Raw genomic sequence first — 13,519 nt, 5'->3', positions numbered from 1 at the left:
TCCGCGAGTCACGCCTCGACTGTCCACGAGTCGTTCCCGGCGAGCAACCCCGCCAGGTCCGCAGGCTGCCCGGACCGGGCGTCCTCCAGCTGGTCGGCCATCATCGCCTCGTAGGTCGGCTTCTGGATCGAGCGGAAGACGCCCATCGGGGTGTACCGCAGGTCCTGGCTGGACAGCCGGGACAGCGCGAACGCGTACGACGGGTCGGTGCGGTGCGCGTCGTGCACCACGATCTGGGACTCCTCGACCTGGTTGGTCTCGGCGATCCGCAGCCCGCCGGCCCCGTCGGCGACGACGCACGAGGCGCCGTCCGGGCCGAAGACCAGCTTCTCCCCGTGCACCAGCGGGATCGTCCACTGGGTGCCGGTCAACGGGTCCTTGAGCAGCTCGAAGGCACCGTCGTTGAAGATGTTGCAGTTCTGGTAGATCTCCACCAGCGCGGTGCCCTGGTGCTCGGCAGCCTGCCGCAGCACGTCGGTGAGCCCCTTGCGGTCGGAGTCCATCGCCCGGCCCACGAACGTCGCATCGGCCCCCAGGGCGAGACTCACCGGGTTGAACGGGTGGTCCAGCGAGCCCATCGGGGTGGACTTGGTGACCTTGCCGATCTCCGAGGTGGGGGAGTACTGGCCCTTGGTGAGACCGTAGATCCGGTTGTTGAACAGCAGGATCGTCAGGTTCACGTTGCGGCGCAGCGTGTGGATCAGGTGGTTGCCGCCGATGGACAGCGCGTCGCCGTCCCCGGTGACGACCCACACCGACAGCTCCGGCCGAGAGGCGGCCAGCCCGGTCGCGATGGCCGGGGCGCGGCCGTGGATCGAGTGCATCCCGTAGGTGTTCATGTAGTACGGGAAGCGCGAGGAGCAGCCGATCCCGGACACGATGACCATGTCCTCGCGGGCGATGCCCAGGCTGGGCAGGAACGACTGCACGGCGTTGAGGATCACGTAGTCCCCGCAACCGGGGCACCAGCGGACCTCCTGGTCGGTCTTGAGGTCCTTGGCCTTGAGCGTCGTCTGCTTCTCACCGCCCAGCTCCACGGAGCGGGCGACGGCGTCGGCGATGCGCTGGTCGAACGCGGGCATGCCCAGCTCGTGGACGTGCGCGTCGATGGGTGTGGTCACGACTGGCCTCCGGACAGGACGGGGTCGGCCGTGGTGGCCGCCCCGTCGATGACGTCCTGCAGGACGGCGGCGAGCTCGGCGGCCCGGAAGGGCAGCCCGCGCACCTGGGTGTGGCTCTGCACGTCGACGAGGTACTTGGCGCGCAGCAGCATGGAGAGCTGGCCGAGGTTCATCTCCGGGCACACCACGCGGTCGTAGGACCGCAGGATGTCGCCGAGGTCGGCCGGCAGCGGGTTGAGGTGGCGCAGGTGCACCTGCGCGATGGACCGGCCCGACCGGCGGATCCGCCGGCAGGCGGCCCCGATCGGCCCGTACGTGGACCCCCAGCCGATCACCGCGACGGTGGCGTCGCCGTCGGGGTCGTCGACCTCGGTGGGCGGCAGGGACGCCGCGATCCCGTCGATCTTGGCCTGGCGGGTGCGGGTCATGAAGTCGTGGTTGGCCGGGTCGTAGGAGATGTTCCCCGTGCCGTCGGCCTTCTCCAGCCCACCGATCCGGTGCTGCAGGCCCTTGGTGCCGGGCACCGCCCACGGCCGCGCCAGGGTCTCGGGGTCCCGCAGGTAGGGCAGGAACTCCCCGTCCGGGCCGTTGGGCTCGGTGGCGAACTCGGTCCGTAGGTCGGGCAGCGACTCGACGTCGGGCACGGCCCACGGCTCGGCGCCGTTGGCCAGGTAGCCGTCGGAGAGCAGGAAGACCGGGGTGCGGTAGGTCAGCGCGATCCGGCACGCCTCGATGGCGGCGTCGAAGCAGTCCCCGGGCGATCGCGGGGCCACCACCGGGACGGGGGCCTCGCCGTTGCGGCCGAAGAGGGCCTGCAACAGGTCCGACTGCTCGGTCTTGGTGGGCAGGCCGGTGGAGGGCCCACCGCGCTGGACGTCGACGATGACCAGCGGCAGCTCGGTCATGACCGCCAGGCCGATCGTCTCGCCCTTGAGCGCCACGCCCGGGCCCGACGTCGTGGTGATGCCCAGCGCGCCGCCGAAGCTGGCGCCCAGGGCCGCACCGATGCCGGCGATCTCGTCCTCGGCCTGGTAGGTCCGCACCCCGAAGGCCTTGTGCTTGCTCAGCTCGTGCAGCACGTCCGAGGCCGGGGTGATCGGGTACGCGCCCAGGAAGACCGGCAGGCCCGAGCGCTGCCCGGCCGCGACCAGGCCGTAGGCCAGCGCCTGGTTGCCCGAGATGTTGCGGTAGGTGCCCGGGGCCATCGGGGCCGGCTTGACCTCGTAGGAGACCGCGAACGCCTCGGTGGTCTCGCCGTAGTTGAACCCGGCCCGGAACGCGGCGATGTTGGCCGCGGCGATCTCGGGCTTCTTGCGGAACTGGCGCTCGAGGAACCGGATCGTGCCCTCGGTGGGCCGGTGGTACATCCAGGACAGCAGGCCGAGGGTGAACATGTTCTTGCTCCGCTCGGCCTCCTTCTTGCCCAGGCCCGAGCCCGCGAGCGCATCGGTGGTCATCGAGGTCAGCGGGACGCTGACCAGCTGCCAGCCGTCCAGCGATCCGTCCTCGAGCGGGTTCTCCGCGTACCCGACCTTGGCCAGGTTGCGGGCGGTGAACTCGTCGGAGTCGGCGATCAGCAGACCGCCGCCGGGGAGGTCGGCGATGTTGGCCTTGAGCGCGGCCGGGTTCATCACGACCAGCACGTCGGGGGCGTCCCCCGGGGTCATGATGTCGTGGTCGGCGAAGTGCAGCTGGAAGCTGGACACACCCGGCAGGGTCCCCGTGGGCGCCCGGATCTCGGCAGGGAAGTTGGGCAGCGTCGACAGGTCGTTGCCGAAGGACGCGGTCTCGCTGGTGAAGCGGTTGCCGGTCAGCTGCATGCCGTCGCCGGAGTCGCCGGCGAGTCGGATGACGACCCGGTCCAGCTGGACGACGCTCTTGACCAGGCCACCGGGCGCAGAGGCCTGCGTCAGGGTGGTGGGCTCGGTCGAGGGGGTGCTCTCGCTCATCAGGGGTGTACCTCCACCGACCGAGGTTACGTCGCGGGGGGCACCGGCCGAGCGCTCAGGACCGTGCAGTGGTGGAGAGCACACAGGGTGCCCTCACCGGAGGGGTCAGTTCGTGAGTGCGCCGAACTCCGCCAGCGTGCGGACGGCGACCTCGCGCAGCTTCACGTTGCTCTCCTGGGAGACCTTGCGCAGCACCCCGAAGGCGTCGTCCGGGGTGATCCGCCGGACCACGGCGACGGCTCCCTTGGCCTGCTCGATGACCGCCCGGGAGGCGATCGCCTCCTCCAGCTGGCTGATCAGCGTCGCCGACCGGTGGTGCTGCAGCTGCCCGGCCACCAGGCCGGTGCCGATCCGGCTGATCAGCACGGCGAGGGCCTCGTCGTCGTCGCTGAAGCCGTCCAGGGAGTGGCTGTAGACGTTCAGGGCGCCGAAGCCCACCCCGTCGACCTGCAGTGGGCAGGCCAGGAAGGCGCGCATCCCGTCGGCGACGGCGGCCCGGGTGAACTCCGGCCACGCCTGCATGCTCTCGGACACCGTCACCCGGACGACGACGCCCTCGCGGGCAGCGTGCAGGCAGGGGCCCTCGTCCACGTCGTACTGGTCCCGGTCGACGGCGAGCGTGCGCTCGTCGGTGAAGGCCGAGGTGAACGGCGTCCCGTCCTGCAGGGCGGTGACCCCGGCCGAGTCGCAGTCGTCGATGACGGCCTTGGCGAGGTCGGCGATCCGCTGCAGCAGCTCGGTGATGTCCTTGCCGTGCACCTGGGGTCCGGTGAGCGTCTCCACCACCTGCGCCACGGCACCCGGGCGGGCGACCGACACCGCCGACACCAGGGCGGCGACGTCACGGCCCGAGGACCGGTTCGGCAGGGCGACGGCGGGCTGCTCGCCGGTGCTCGTGGGGCTGGTGTCGGTGCTCATGGTCGCCGCGCGCTCCCGGCTCCTGGGGGACGGGGGAGGTGACCCGTGGCGCCGGGGACGGCGCTCAGGGGAGTCAGCATAAGGGGTCCTGATGAGGGGTCCTGGCCTGCTCCCAGGTGGGGGAACGGCGGTCCCGGCCCCGGCGTTGAGCGGGCGTGCACCGCTGGAACAACGGTCTGAAGACCGCGCTGCTGCTCGGCCTCATGGCCGGGCTCCTCCTGCTCGCCGGTGCGGCCATCGGTGGCCGGGGCGGACTGCTGGTCGCCCTGGTGGTCGCCCTGGGCGTGAACGGCTACGCGTGGTTCAACAGCGCGCAGCTGGCGCTGCGGTCGATGCGGGCGTTCCCGGTGACCGAGACCCAGGCGCCGCAGGTCTACGCGATCGTGCGCGAGCTGGCCACCGAGGCCCGCCAGCCCATGCCCCGGCTCTACGTCAGCCCGACCAACCAGCCCAACGCGTTCGCCACGGGGCGCAACCCGCGCAACGCCGCGGTGTGCTGCACGCAGGGGATCCTGGAGCTGCTGGACCGCCGCGAGCTGCGCGGGGTGCTCGCCCACGAGCTGTCCCACGTCTACAACCGCGACATCCTGATCGGCTCGGTGGCCGGGGCGATGGCCACCGTCGTGACGTACCTGGCCCAGCTGGCGGCGTTCGCGAACCTCTTCGGCGGCAGGTCGGGGGAGCGCGGTGGGGGCAACGCGCTGGGCGGCCTGCTGCTGGTCGTGCTGGGTCCGGTGGCGGCCGGCGTCGTGCAGATGGCGGTCAGCCGGAGCCGGGAGTTCCAGGCCGACGCGTCGGGGGCCCGGCTCAGCCAGGACCCGCTGGCGCTGGCCTCGGCTCTGGCCAAGCTGGAGTCCGGGGTCGCGATGCGCCCGCTGCCACAGGACCAGCGGCTGGTGACCCAGAGCCACCTGATGATCGCCAACCCGTTCCGCGGTGCCGGGATGGCGTCGATGTTCCGGACCCACCCGCCGATGGCGGAGCGGATCACCCGGTTGGAGGAGATGGCCCGCCGGCTCGAGCAGCGCTGACCGGCGCTGCGGCGCCCCGACGGGGCGCCGCAGACGCTCAGCGGTAGTTGTCGAACTGCAGGGCGATCTCGAAGTCCTTGCCCTTGAGCAGGGCCTGGACGGCCTGCAGGTCGTCGCGCTTCTTGCCGCTGACCCGCAGCGAGTCGCCCTGGATCTGGGCCTGCACGCCCTTGGGACCCTCGTCCCGGATGGCCTTGGCGATCTGCTTGGCCTTGTCCGAGGCGATGCCCTGCTGGATGGTCGCGGCGATCTTGTAGCTCTTGCCCGAGGCCTGCGGCTCGCCGGCGTCGATCGCCTTCATCGAGATGCCGCGCTTGACCAGCTTCTCCTTGAAGACCTCCAGGGCCGCCGCGACCCGCTCCTCGGTGTCGGCGGTGAGCGTGACGCCCTCCTCGCCGGCCCAGGCGATCGCGGCGTTGGTGCCGCGGAAGTCGAAGCGCTGGGACAGCTCCTTGCCCGCCTGGTTCAGGGCGTTGTCGACCTCCTGGCGGTCGACCTTGCTGACGACGTCGAAGGACGCATCGGCCATGTCTGGCTCCTCTCTGTCGTGGGTGGACCACTGCTGAAGGGGTCCGCCTGCATCTTGTACGCTCGTCGGGCACCACACCGGGGCGGGTTGCCCGAGTGGCCAATGGGAGCGGACTGTAAATCCGTCGGCTTAGCCTTCGAAGGTTCGAATCCTTCACCCGCCACGCACTCCGGTACGACGGCCCCCGACCACCAGGTCGGGGGCCGTCGTCGTACCCGGGTGGTCGGCCCGTCAGGCCGTGGGGGCCCGGGCGCTGGCCACGGCGGTGCGCTCCAGCGACCGGCCGGCCAGGAACAGCCAGCCGAAGGCGATGTCCACGGTGCGCGTGCACCGCACGGTGACCTCGACCCCGTCGGTGCTGGCCGACCAGGAGTCCAGCCGGCTCCCGCCGTCGCGCAGCTGGTCGGCGACCGCGGCCTCCGCCCCGGCCCGGCTCAGCGGCAGGGCCGCGCCCACCCCCTGGGAGTAGACGGTGCCCTCGTCGGTCTGGTTGGCCGCGGCGAGGGCGGCGCCGTCGCAGACCGACTGGACGCGCTGCTGCTCCAGGAAGGCGTCGGAGGCGGCGATGGCACCGAAGGCCATCAGGGCCGCCACCAGCCAGCAGACCAGCACGAAGGGCAGCGTCGAGCCGTCCTCGGAGCCGAGCCGCCGGGTGTGCACGGCGACAGGTTAGGGCGGGTGCGGCGCCGTGGGGCGGCGCCCGCCGCACGACGTGTGGACGGCCGCCCGGGGCATCCCGGTCACACCTGTCGGTCAGTGAGCGGTCACACCCAGGTGTCCACCGGGGCGGCGTGTCGCACCACCCGCCTCGGGTGTCACACGATCGGTGACCTGAGGTCATCTGACCTCACGGTGGGTGATGACGCCCCCGATGATCACCCGAACGTGCGCGTCCTGGCTTGCCCGAACGGGTGAGCCGCCGCAATCTGCTCACAGCGGTCCTTGCCGACCTTGCTCTGCCCCCGCGTGGGCGGCTGCCGCACAACGAGCAGTCCTGCCATGCCTGAGGAGGCGTCATGTCCAGCACCATCGCCATGTCCAGCACCAGCACCTCCGCCCGCGGTTCGCGCTGGAGCCGTGGCTCCCGCTGGAGCCGTGGCTCCCGCTGGAGCTGATCTCCAGCACCCCGCGGGCACGGCCGACGTCGCCGCTCCGGCGACGCGGCCGTGCCCCGTGCGGGTGAGGTGCCCCCTGGGGGTGCTCACCCGCTGTTAGCCTCGGCCGACGCGCTTCCCGACAGACAGGGTGACGTTGGCCGAGTCTCAGTGGGGCACACCGCGCCGAGCGGTGCGCCTGCTCCGGACGCCCTGGGGCATCGCCGTGCTGGCGTTGTCGCTCGCGGCGGCCCTCGGCCTGCCCGTCTTCTCCCAGGTCGCGCCGTCCGCGCCGTCGTGGTTCGTGCTGGTGGTCTTCCTGGCCTTCCTGGTCACCGACTCGGTCACGCTGCACGTGGAGTTCCGGCGACAGACGTTCACGATCACCCTCACCGAGGTTGCCCTCGTCGTCGCCCTGGTCGAGATCGGCGGGCTCTGGACCCTGGCCGCCCGCGTCACCGCGCTGGCCCTGGTGCTGGTCCGCGAGCGCTACCCGGTCGGCAAGGCCCTGTTCAACCTGGGTCAGGCGGTCGTCGAGGTGGCCACCGCCACGCTGGTGCTGTCCGTGCTCCCCGTGCAGGACCTCGCCGACCCGCTGGCCTGGGCCTCGCTCCTGCTGGCGGTCGGGTCCTCCGGGGTCATCGGCGCCTGCATGGTCGCCTGCGCCATCACCCTGAGCAGCTCGTGGCCGGGGTGGTCCTTCGTCGTCACCACGCTGGGGTCGCAGGCCGCGATCAGCCCGCTGAGCGTGGCGGTCGGGATCGTCGTGCTGCTGCTCAACGAGCAGACCGCGTGGTCCCCGGTCCTGACCCTGCCGCTGGTCGCCGCGGTCGTGCTGACCTTCCGGCAGGCCGCCCGCGCCTCCCGCGAGCGCCGGGACGTCCAGCGGGTCTACGACTTCGCCCGCCGCGTGGAGGAGGTCAGCCCCGACGAGGAGGGCACCCGGCAGATCGTCACCGCCGTCCGGGAGCTCCTCAACGCCGAGCGCGTGGCCCTGTGGCTGCCGCCCTACCTCGACGAGGAACCCCGCCTGGTCGTCGACCAGGCCGGGGACGGTGAGGCCTGGTACGACGGCCCCAGCGACCCCGACGACCTCGTCCGCCGGCGTGCGGTCGACCCCGAGCGCGGGGGGCCGGTCCTGCTGTCGACCGCCCGGGCGACGCCCGAGGAGCTCGTGGCGCTGTCCCGTCGCGGTGCCGCGGAGGTCCTCGGTGCGCCGGTGATGACCGCGGCCGGCGAGCCGGGCTACCTGGAGGTCTGCGACCGGCAGAGCGACGTCGTCTCCTTCGCCTCCGGCGACCGGGCGGCGCTGGACTCCATGCTCACCCACGTCAACGCCGCGATCCGCCAGCAGCAGCTGCTCACCCGGATCCGCTACGACGCCGACCACGACCGGCTCACCGGGCTGCCCAACCGCCAGCGGCTGGCCGCCGAGGTCGACGCCCTGCTCGCCGTCGACGCCGGGAACGCCCGGGTCGGGCTGGTCTTCGCCCTGCTGGACAACTACACCGAGGTCACCGACACCCTGGGGCACGCCGCCAGCGACGAGCTGCTGCTGGTGACCGCCGGCCTGTTGCGCGAGCACGCGCCGCCGACCGCGCTGGTCGCCCGGATGGAGGGTGGCCAGTTCGCCGTCATGCTGCCGGGGCTGAGCCTGCCGGCGACCGAGCGCGCGGCCCGCCGGCTCCGGGACGCCGCGAGCACCCGGGCCCGGGTCGCCGGGCTGGACCTGGAGATCTCGCTGACCCTGGGCGTGGCCGCCTCCCCGGTGCACGGGGACGAGTCCGGCACGCTCATGCAGCGTGCCGACGTCGCCCTGCTGGCCGGCCACAGCTCGGGTGGCGTGGCCAGCTACCACCCGGTGCTGGACCAGCAGAGCCTGCGCCGTCTGCAGCTGGGCACCGAACTCGAGTCCGCGATGGCCGAGAAGCAGATCACCGTGGTCTTCCAGCCCATCGTCGACGCGGTGACCTCCGACATCCTCTCGGTGGAGACGCTGGTCCGCTGGGCCCACCCGCGGTACGGCAACGTGCCCCCGGACGACTTCATCGGCCTGGCCGAGCAGATCGGCCGGATCGGCATGGTCACCGACTACGTGCTCGACCTCGCGCTGGCCCGCTGCCGCAAGTGGCTGGACCAGGACATCGCACTGTCGGTGGCGGTGAACCTGTCCGCGCGCTGCCTGGCCGAGGTGGACCTGGTCGACCGGGTGCGCGCCGCCCTGCGCCACCACGGCGTGCCGGGCGAGCTGCTGACCCTGGAGCTGACCGAGGGCAGTGTCGTCGACGACTCGGTGCGCAACTCCACCGTGTTGGCCGACCTGCACTCGCTGGGTCTGCGGCTGTCGATGGACGACTTCGGCACCGGCTACTCCTCGCTGTCCCAGCTGCGCCAGCTGCCCATCGACGAGCTCAAGATCGACAAGTCCTTCGTGCTGGGCATGTCGACCAGTCAGAGCGAGTCCTTCATCGCCCGGTCGATCGTCGAGCTGGCGCACAACCTGGGCCTGCGCGTGGTCGCCGAGGGCGTCGAGGACGAGGTCACCCGGGACCTGCTGGCCGAGATGGGCTGCGACAAGCTCCAGGGCTTCCTGGTGAGCCGTCCGCTGCCCGACGACCGGCTGGAGAACTGGCTGTTGGCCCGCACCGGCATCCGCTCCGCCGCACCCGGGGCCGCGCACCGTCGGCTCTTCGTGCGCTCCTGAGACGCGCGCGGGACACCCTGCGACACGACCTCCGGGGCGTTTGTTAGAGTCTCCGGGCACGCTCCGAGAGGGGCCGAGCACCCGCCCGAGAGGGTCGGGGGTAAGGTCTCCGGGAGCAAGCAGGCCCCTTTAGCTCAGTCGGCAGAGCGTCTCCATGGTAAGGAGAAGGTCTACGGTTCGATTCCGTAAAGGGGCTCCGATCAGCCCGGGCCGGTCGCCAGACCGGGCCTGACGATCGCGGCGGCGTAGCTCAGCCTGGTAGAGCAAACGGCTCATAATCGTTGTGTCACCGGTTCAAGTCCGGTCGCCGCTACCCATGACGGACCCCCTCGCGGGGTCCGTCGGCGTGTGGGGACCTCCCACACTCCACCCACCCAGCACAAGGCGAGGACACGCTCATGGCAGCCACCGACGTACGCCCGAAGATCACCCTGGCTTGCCAGGAGTGCAAGAACCGCAACTACATCACCCGCAAGAACCGTCGGAACGACCCCGACCGGCTCGAGCTGAAGAAGTACTGCCCCAAGGACAAGAAGCACACTGTCCACCGCGAGACCCGCTGACCCCAGCAGGACCGCGAGACACGACGGAGGGCGGGGAGCATGGCGCTGGACGCAGGACTGGTCGGGCGCAGCTACCCGCCCTCCGTCGTGTACGAGGTGGGTCGCGAGAAGATCGCCGAGTTCGCCACCGCGATCGGTGACCCCGACCCGGTCTACCGGGACCCCGCCGCCGCCCGCGCGGCCGGCCACCCCGACGTCATCGCCCCGCCCACGTTCGCCATCGTGCTGAGCCTGGGTGCCGGGAACGTGGTCCTGGAGGACCCCGACGTCGCCATCGACTACAGCCGGGTCGTGCACGGGGAGCAGAAGTTCGTGCACCACCGCCCCATCCGCGCCGGGGACCGGCTGGTCGCCACCGCCTCCGTCGAGGCCGTGCGCAGCGTGGCCGGCAACGACATGCTGACCACCCGCGTCGACCTGGCCACCGAGGACGGTGAGCCGGTGTGCCGCACCAGCTCGATGCTCGTCGCGCGGGGCACCGCCTGATGGCCGCCGTCGTCCGGTCCGCCGACGTCGAGGTCGGCACCGAGCTCCCCGAGCAGGTCACCCCGGTCACCCGCGCCGACCTGGTCCGCTACGCCGGGGCCTCGGGTGACTTCAACGTCATCCACTGGAACGAACGGGTCGCCACCGAGGTCGGCCTGCCCGGCGTCATCGCCCACGGCATGCTCACCGCCGGACTGGCCGCCCGCGCCGTCACCGCGTGGGCCGGCGACCCGGGAGCCCTCGTCGAGTACTCGGTCCGCTTCAGCCGCCCGGTCGTCGTCCCCGACGACGGCGTCGGCGCCGAGCTCGTCGTGCGTGGCCGGGTCGCGGCCGTGCTGGAGGACGGCCGCGTGCGCGTCGACCTCACCGTCACCAGCGGCGGCGAGAAGGTCCTCTCCCTCGCCCGCGCCGTCGTCGCGCTGAGCTGACCGTGCGCCGGGCAGCGGTGCTGCTCGCCGGTGTCCTCCTGCTGGCCGGCTGCACCGCCGCCGACGGCACCACGCCGGGCGCAGTGCCGTCGACCCCGGCACCCACCACCGAGCCCGGGGCCTGCCCCGCCGAGCGGGCCGAGCCCGACCCGGACCGGCCGCGGGTGGACCTGGAGTTCTCCCTCGCCGAGGACGGGCGCACCGTCACCGGCACCGAGACGGTCTCCTTCACCCCCGACCTGGACACCGAGGAGCTGGTGTTCCGGCTGGTGCCCAACGGCCCCGGCTCGGTCGAGGCGGGCTCCGGCCTCACCGTCGACGACGTCCGCGGGGACGACGTCGAGCGCGGCGGGTACGAGTCCGCCGGTGCGGTCGGGCCCGGCGGCCTGTACGTGGTGGAGCTGGCAGGTGAGCTCGCGGCCGGGGACACCACCGAGGTGGAGCTGGACTTCACCTTGGCGCTGGGCGTCGGCGGGTTCGACCGGTTCGGTGCCGACGACGAGGTGTCCTGGTGGGCCAGCGGCGCCCCGCTGCTGGCCTGGGAGCCCGGTGTGGGCTGGTCCCGGGCGCCCTTCGTGGAGCTGCTGGGCGAGACGGCCTCCAGCCCGGTCGCCGACACCCGGGTGTCGGTCGAGGCGTCGGCCGCTCTGACCGTGCTGATGACCGGCGACCAGGACGAGCCCGTGGACGCCGGTGACGGCCGACGGGTCTGGACCTCGCACGAGCCGGTGGCGCGCGACGTCAGCGTCGCCGTCGGGGAGTTCCGCACCGCCACCGCGGAGGTCGACGGCGTCCAGGTGACCGCGGGGGTGCTCCCCGCCGACGCCACCGACCCGCAGGCCGTCGCGGACGCCACGGTGGCCGACATCGCCGACCTGGCCGCCCGGTTCGGGGACTTCCCCTACGCGACGCTCACCGTGCCGGTGCTGCCCGACTTCGGCGGTGGGATCGAGTACCCGAGCTCCATCCTGATGGCCAGCCCGGACCCCGTCGTCCTGCTGCACGAGGTCGCGCACATGTGGTTCTACGGGATGGTCGGGGACGACCAGGCCCGCGACCCCTGGCTGGACGAGGCCTTCGCCAGCTACGCCGAGTCGGTGCAGGACGCACCGCTCACCGAGGCCCAGCTGCAGGCCCGGCTGCGCTCGGACGTCCCGGTCGGGGGTGCGATGACCGACTACGCCGACGACCGGCAGTACGTCCAGGCCGTGTACGGCAAGGGCGCGGCGGCGCTGCTGGCTGCGCGGGCCGCAGCCGGGCCGGCGGCCTTCGACGCCGCCCTGCGCTGCTACGTCGAGGCCGCCGCCTGGACGACGGCGACGCCGGCCGACCTGGCGCTGGCCCTGCAGGACCTGCCGGCCGCCACCCGCGTGCTGCTCGACGCCGGCGCGCTGGACGACGAGGACCTCCCGGACTGACCCCCGGACGCACCGCGGGCCGCCTCCCCGGGGGGAGACGGCCCGCACGGGTCGGTCGGGTCAGCCTGCGGAGCCCAGCAGCCGCTGCATCCGGGTGATCCCCTCGACCAGGTCGTCGTCCCCGAGGGCGTAGGACAGCCGCAGGTAGCCCGGGGTGCCGAAGGCCTCGCCCGGGACGACGGCCACCTCGGCCTCCTCCAGGACCAGCTCCGCCAGCTCCACGCTGGTCTGCGGCGTGCGGCCGGCGATCTCGCGGCCCAGCAGGGCCTTCACCGAGGGGTAGACGTAGAACGCGCCCTGCGGCTCGGGGCAGGCCACGCCGGGGATCTGGCGCAGCATGTCCACGATGGTGTGCCGGCGGCGGTCGAAGGCGGTCTTCATCACCTCGACGGCCGACAGGTCGCCGGTCAGGGCGGCGATGGCGGCCACCTGGGACACGTTGGCCACGTTGGACGTGGCGTGCGACTGCAGGTTGGTGGCGGCCTTGACGACGTCGGAGGGGCCGAGGATCCAGCCCACCCGCCAGCCGGTCATGGCGTAGGTCTTGGCGACCCCGTTGACGATGACGCAGCGCGACTGCAGCTCGGGCACGACCGCGGGCATCGAGGGGGCGGTGACCCCGCCGTAGGTCAGGTGCTCGTAGATCTCGTCGGTGAGCACCCAGAGGCCGGTCTCCAGAGCCCAGCGGCCGATCTCCTCGACCTGCTCGGGCGGGTAGACGGCGCCGGTGGGGTTGGACGGCGAGCAGAACAACAGCACCTTGGTGCGCGGGGTGCGCGCGGCCTCCAGCTGGCGGACCGAGACCAGGTAGCCGGACTGCTCGTCGGCGACCACCGGAACGGGGACGCCGCCGGCCAGCCGGATCGCCTCGGGGTAGGTGGTCCAGTACGGCGCAGGCAGCAGCACCTCGTCACCGGGGTCCAGCATGGTCGCCAGCGCCTCGTAGACGGCCTGCTTGCCGCCGTTGGTCACCAGCACGTCCGCGGGGGTCGCCTGGACGCCGGAGTCGCGCAGCGTCTTGGCGACGATGGCCTCCTTGAGCGCGGGCAGCCCGCCGGCGGGGGTGTAGCGGTGGTACTTGGGGTCCTTCGCGGCGGCCACCGCGGCCTCGACGACGTAGTCCGGCGTCGGGAAGTCCGGCTCGCCGGCCCCGAAGCCGATGACCGGCTTGCCCGCGGCCTTGAGCGCCTTGGCCTTGGCGTCGACGGCCAGGGTCGCGGACTCCGCGATCGCGGCGATCCGGCGCGAGACACGGCGGTCGGCGGGGGAGGGGGCGGC

12 protein-coding genes and 3 tRNA genes are annotated in these 13,519 nt (G+C 72.5%); 9 read left to right on the top strand and 6 right to left on the bottom strand.

The window, feature by feature from the left end:
• Positions 1-8 precede the first annotated feature (8 nt).
• The 3 genes from AC0IVP_RS14200 to AC0IVP_RS14190 all read right to left on the bottom strand — a co-directional run bounded on the left by AC0IVP_RS14200 (position 9) and on the right by AC0IVP_RS14190 (position 3,988).
• A complete protein-coding gene (locus AC0IVP_RS14200) occupies positions 9-1,121 on the bottom strand; it encodes a 2-oxoacid:ferredoxin oxidoreductase subunit beta (RefSeq protein ID WP_235564394.1) in 1,113 nt (370 codons plus the stop codon).
• On the bottom strand, positions 1,118-3,070 hold the full coding sequence (locus AC0IVP_RS14195) for a 2-oxoacid:acceptor oxidoreductase subunit alpha (RefSeq protein ID WP_056289305.1): 1,953 nt from the start codon (positions 3,068-3,070) through the stop codon (positions 1,118-1,120). The genes AC0IVP_RS14200 and AC0IVP_RS14195 overlap by 4 nt, the downstream gene beginning before the upstream one ends.
• Positions 3,071-3,175: 105 nt before the next feature.
• A complete protein-coding gene (locus tag AC0IVP_RS14190) occupies positions 3,176-3,988 on the bottom strand; it encodes a GAF and ANTAR domain-containing protein (RefSeq protein WP_471757329.1) in 813 nt (270 codons plus the stop codon).
• 155 nt (positions 3,989-4,143) lie between these two features.
• Between AC0IVP_RS14190 and htpX the strand changes: the two genes are divergently transcribed.
• A complete protein-coding gene (gene htpX, locus AC0IVP_RS14185) occupies positions 4,144-5,019 on the top strand; it encodes a zinc metalloprotease HtpX (protein ID WP_056289299.1) in 876 nt (291 codons plus the stop codon).
• Positions 5,020-5,056: 37 nt separating this feature from the next.
• Here the strand turns inward: htpX and AC0IVP_RS14180 are convergent, their stop codons facing one another.
• The gene (locus AC0IVP_RS14180; RefSeq protein ID WP_056289296.1) at positions 5,057-5,548 is read right to left on the bottom strand and encodes a YajQ family cyclic di-GMP-binding protein; all 492 of its coding nucleotides are present in this window, start codon (positions 5,546-5,548) and stop codon (positions 5,057-5,059) included.
• Between the two features lie 81 nt (positions 5,549-5,629).
• Here AC0IVP_RS14180 and AC0IVP_RS14175 point away from each other — a divergent pair.
• Positions 5,630-5,711, top strand: a tRNA-Tyr gene (locus AC0IVP_RS14175).
• Between the two features lie 68 nt (positions 5,712-5,779).
• Here the strand turns inward: AC0IVP_RS14175 and AC0IVP_RS14170 are convergent.
• Positions 5,780-6,208 (bottom strand): pilus assembly protein TadG-related protein, encoded by a 429-nt coding sequence (locus AC0IVP_RS14170; protein ID WP_471757327.1) that lies wholly within the window; start codon positions 6,206-6,208, stop codon positions 5,780-5,782.
• A gap of 627 nt (positions 6,209-6,835) precedes the next feature.
• Between AC0IVP_RS14170 and AC0IVP_RS14165 the strand changes: the two genes are divergently transcribed.
• From AC0IVP_RS14165 to AC0IVP_RS14135, 7 genes are all read left to right on the top strand, one after another.
• A complete protein-coding gene (locus AC0IVP_RS14165; protein ID WP_157518915.1) occupies positions 6,836-9,346 on the top strand; it encodes a putative bifunctional diguanylate cyclase/phosphodiesterase in 2,511 nt (836 codons plus the stop codon).
• A 123-nt stretch (positions 9,347-9,469) separates the two neighbouring features.
• Positions 9,470-9,542, top strand: a tRNA-Thr gene (locus AC0IVP_RS14160).
• Positions 9,543-9,585: 43 nt separating this feature from the next.
• Positions 9,586-9,659 (top strand) — tRNA-Met (locus AC0IVP_RS14155).
• A gap of 85 nt (positions 9,660-9,744) precedes the next feature.
• Positions 9,745-9,909 carry a 50S ribosomal protein L33 gene (gene rpmG, locus AC0IVP_RS14150; protein ID WP_056289289.1) on the top strand — a complete coding sequence of 55 codons (165 nt, stop codon included), beginning with the start codon at positions 9,745-9,747 and terminating at the stop codon, positions 9,907-9,909.
• Between the two features lie 39 nt (positions 9,910-9,948).
• Positions 9,949-10,395, top strand: coding sequence for a MaoC family dehydratase N-terminal domain-containing protein (locus AC0IVP_RS14145; protein ID WP_056289286.1), 447 nt, complete (start codon positions 9,949-9,951; stop codon positions 10,393-10,395).
• Complete coding sequence (locus AC0IVP_RS14140; RefSeq protein ID WP_056289282.1) at positions 10,395-10,823, top strand: MaoC family dehydratase; 429 nt, start codon at positions 10,395-10,397, stop codon at positions 10,821-10,823. The genes AC0IVP_RS14145 and AC0IVP_RS14140 overlap by 1 nt, the downstream gene beginning before the upstream one ends.
• 2 nt (positions 10,824-10,825) lie before the next feature.
• Positions 10,826-12,241: a M1 family aminopeptidase gene (locus tag AC0IVP_RS14135; protein ID WP_471757325.1), complete on the top strand. Its 1,416-nt coding sequence runs from the start codon at positions 10,826-10,828 to the stop codon at positions 12,239-12,241.
• A gap of 60 nt (positions 12,242-12,301) precedes the next feature.
• Here AC0IVP_RS14135 and AC0IVP_RS14130 read toward each other — a convergent pair.
• A partial coding sequence (locus tag AC0IVP_RS14130) for a pyridoxal phosphate-dependent aminotransferase (protein ID WP_471757323.1) occupies positions 12,302-13,519 on the bottom strand: 1,218 nt, incomplete at its 5' end.

Source organism: Klenkia sp. AC732, assembly GCF_979256525.1.
The sequence above is the reverse complement of the archived record's forward strand: the minus strand, read 5'-3'. Positions and strand labels throughout refer to the sequence as shown.

Bases quoted from the DNA above. Each gene is read 5' to 3' on its own strand.
- AC0IVP_RS14195 (WP_056289305.1), bottom strand. From the start codon at position 3,070: ATGAGCGAGAGCACCCCCTCGACCGAGCCCACCACCCTGACGCAGGCC.
- AC0IVP_RS14190 (WP_471757329.1), bottom strand. From the start codon at position 3,988: ATGAGCACCGACACCAGCCCCACGAGCACCGGCGAGCAGCCCGCCGTC.
- AC0IVP_RS14180 (WP_056289296.1), bottom strand. From the start codon at position 5,548: ATGGCCGATGCGTCCTTCGACGTCGTCAGCAAGGTCGACCGCCAGGAG.
- rpmG (WP_056289289.1), top strand. From the start codon at position 9,745: ATGGCAGCCACCGACGTACGCCCGAAGATCACCCTGGCTTGCCAGGAG.
- AC0IVP_RS14145 (WP_056289286.1), top strand. From the start codon at position 9,949: ATGGCGCTGGACGCAGGACTGGTCGGGCGCAGCTACCCGCCCTCCGTC.
- AC0IVP_RS14140 (WP_056289282.1), top strand. From the start codon at position 10,395: ATGGCCGCCGTCGTCCGGTCCGCCGACGTCGAGGTCGGCACCGAGCTC.